The following is a 2,300-nucleotide window of genomic DNA, read 5'->3' as shown; positions in this document are numbered from 1 at the left end:
CGCCTCGATCATCGTTACGGTGCCCTCCATCGCGCTGTTCGGGATCATGATCCCGGTGCTGTCGCTGATCGGCCAGGGCATCGGCTATCTGCCGGCGGTGATCGCCGTACTGCTCTACTCGCAGCTGCCGATCATCCGTAACACCTATACCGCCATCCACAACGTCGACCCGGCCCTGCGCGAGGCCGCGCGTGGCATCGGCATGAGCCAGAACCAGCGCCTGCGCATGGTGGAAATCCCGCTGGCGGTGCCGGTGATCATGGCCGGGGTGCGCACCGCGGTGGTGCTCAACATCGGTGTCATGGCGATCGCCGCCTACATCGGTGCCGGGGGCCTCGGTACCTTCATCAGTCGCGGTATTTCACAGTCCGATCCGCGCCAGCTGATCATCGGCGCGGTGGCGGTCAGCCTGCTGGCGGTCATCGTCGACTACACCCTGCTGGCACTGCAGAAACGCCTGACGCCCCTGGGCATGGAGCGCGCCGCCGAGACGGCCTGATGCCGACCCTCATGGCCTCGCCTACCAACAAGGATTCTCTCGAATGATTCGACTCGACAACCTGACCAAGGTCTTCGACACCCCCAAGGGCGCAGTGACCGCCGCCGACCACATCAACATGGAAGTGCCCGCCGGCGAGATCTGCATCCTGCTCGGCCCCTCCGGTTGCGGCAAGACCACCAGCCTGAAGATGATCAACCGCATCATTCGTCCCACCTCGGGCAAGGTGTTCATCAATGGCGAGGACACCACCGACCTGAACACCCAGGAGCTGCGCCGCAACATCGGCTACGTGATTCAGCAGATCGGCCTGTTCCCCAACATGACCATCGAGGAAAACATCTCCGTGGTGCCCAAGCTGCTGGGCTGGGACAAGGCCAAGTACAAGCAGCGCGCCCGTGAGCTGATGGACATGATCGCGCTGGATCCGGACGCCTTCCTCAAGCGCTACCCGAACGAACTCTCCGGTGGCCAGCAGCAGCGCATCGGCGTGGCCCGGGCGCTGGCCGCCGATCCGCCGGTGATGCTGATGGACGAGCCGTTCGGCGCCATCGACCCGATCAACCGGGCGGTGATCCAGGACGAGTTCCTCAAGATGCAGAAGGAACTCAACAAGACCATCATGTTCGTCAGCCACGACATCGACGAGGCGGTCAAGATGGGCGACCGCGTCGCCATCTTCCGCGCCGGTCGCCTGGAGCAGTACTCCACGCCCGACGAGCTGCTGGCCAACCCCAAGGATGAGTTCGTGGAGTCGTTCCTCGGCGAGGACCGCGCGCTGAAGCGCCTCAACCTGGTCAAGGTTCGCGACGTGATCTCCGACGAGATCGGCACCGTCGCCCCCGGCGACACCCTGGAGACCGCCCTGGCTCGGATCGACGACTTCGGCTACCAGAACGCCATCCTCGGGGTCAACGACCGCCGCCAGCCGGTGGGCCTGATCACCCGCGCCCAGGCGCGCACCACCAAGGGCTACTGCCGCGATCACTTCCAGAGCATCGTCGCCACGGTGTCGCTCGACGACGACCTGCGCAAGGTGGCCTCGCTGATGTTCTCCAACGACATCACCTGGCTGCCCTGCGTGGACGATGCGGGGCGTGTCTGTGGCCAGATCACCCAGCGCGCCATGACGCACCACCTGGGCTCGCGGTTCCGCCCCACGGAGCCAGCCGCGACCGCCGACCCGGCCACCAAGGAGTAAGCCGATGCCGATTCAGAGCCTGAAGGGGGCCCTGCGCATTGCGCTGCTCATCGCCATCTTCTTCGCCGGCGTATGGAGCCAGTCCAGCGGGGTCATCGACGATTTCATCTTCTACCTGCCCGACGTTCAGTTCCTGATCGTCCAGCACCTGTGGCTGACCGTGATGTCCGGCGGGCTGGCCATCCTGACGGCGATCCCGCTGGGTGTCGTGCTGTCGCGTCCCAGCATGGCCCGGTTCGCCGAGTCCGCCATGCAGTTCCTCAATATCGGCACCACCATCCCGACCCTGGCGGTGCTCGCGCTGTCGATGAGTTTTCTGGGCATCGGCACCGTGCCGGCGGTATTCGGGCTATTCGTGGCTACCCTGCTGCCGATCACCCGTAACACCTATGCCGGCCTCAAGGGCGTCAACCCGGCGCTGATGGAAGCCGCCGCCGGCATCGGCATGTCGCCGACTCAGCGGTTATTCCGGGTCGAGCTGCCCAACGCCCTGTACGTGATCTTCGCCGGCATGCGCACGGCGTTGACCATCAACGTGGGCACCGTGCCGCTGGCCTTTTTGATCGGTGCCGGTGGCCTGGGTGAGCTAATCTTCACCGG

Annotated in this window: 3 protein-coding genes; all 3 read left to right on the top strand. The window is 65.1% G+C overall.

The annotated features are described in order from the left end of the window. The coding region (locus ETC07_RS14940; protein ID WP_136249316.1) for an ABC transporter permease at positions 1-499 on the top strand (499 nt) is incomplete at its 5' end. A 43-nt stretch (positions 500-542) separates the two neighbouring features. Next, positions 543-1,700, top strand: a complete 1,158-nt coding sequence (locus ETC07_RS14935; RefSeq protein WP_136249315.1) for an ABC transporter ATP-binding protein — start codon at positions 543-545, stop codon at positions 1,698-1,700. Positions 1,701-1,704: 4 nt separating this feature from the next. Beyond that, a partial coding sequence (locus ETC07_RS14930) for an ABC transporter permease (protein WP_136249314.1) occupies positions 1,705-2,300 on the top strand: 596 nt, incomplete at its 3' end.

The organism is Halomonas borealis (assembly GCF_004798905.1).
GTDB classification, from domain to species: Bacteria; Pseudomonadota; Gammaproteobacteria; order Pseudomonadales; family Halomonadaceae; genus Halomonas; species Halomonas borealis.
The sequence above is the reverse complement of the archived record's forward strand: the minus strand, read 5'-3'. Positions and strand labels throughout refer to the sequence as shown.

Coding starts and splice junctions, on each gene's coding strand:
- ETC07_RS14935 (WP_136249315.1), top strand. CDS start 543: ATGATTCGACTCGACAACCTGACCAAGGTCTTCGACACCCCCAAGGGC.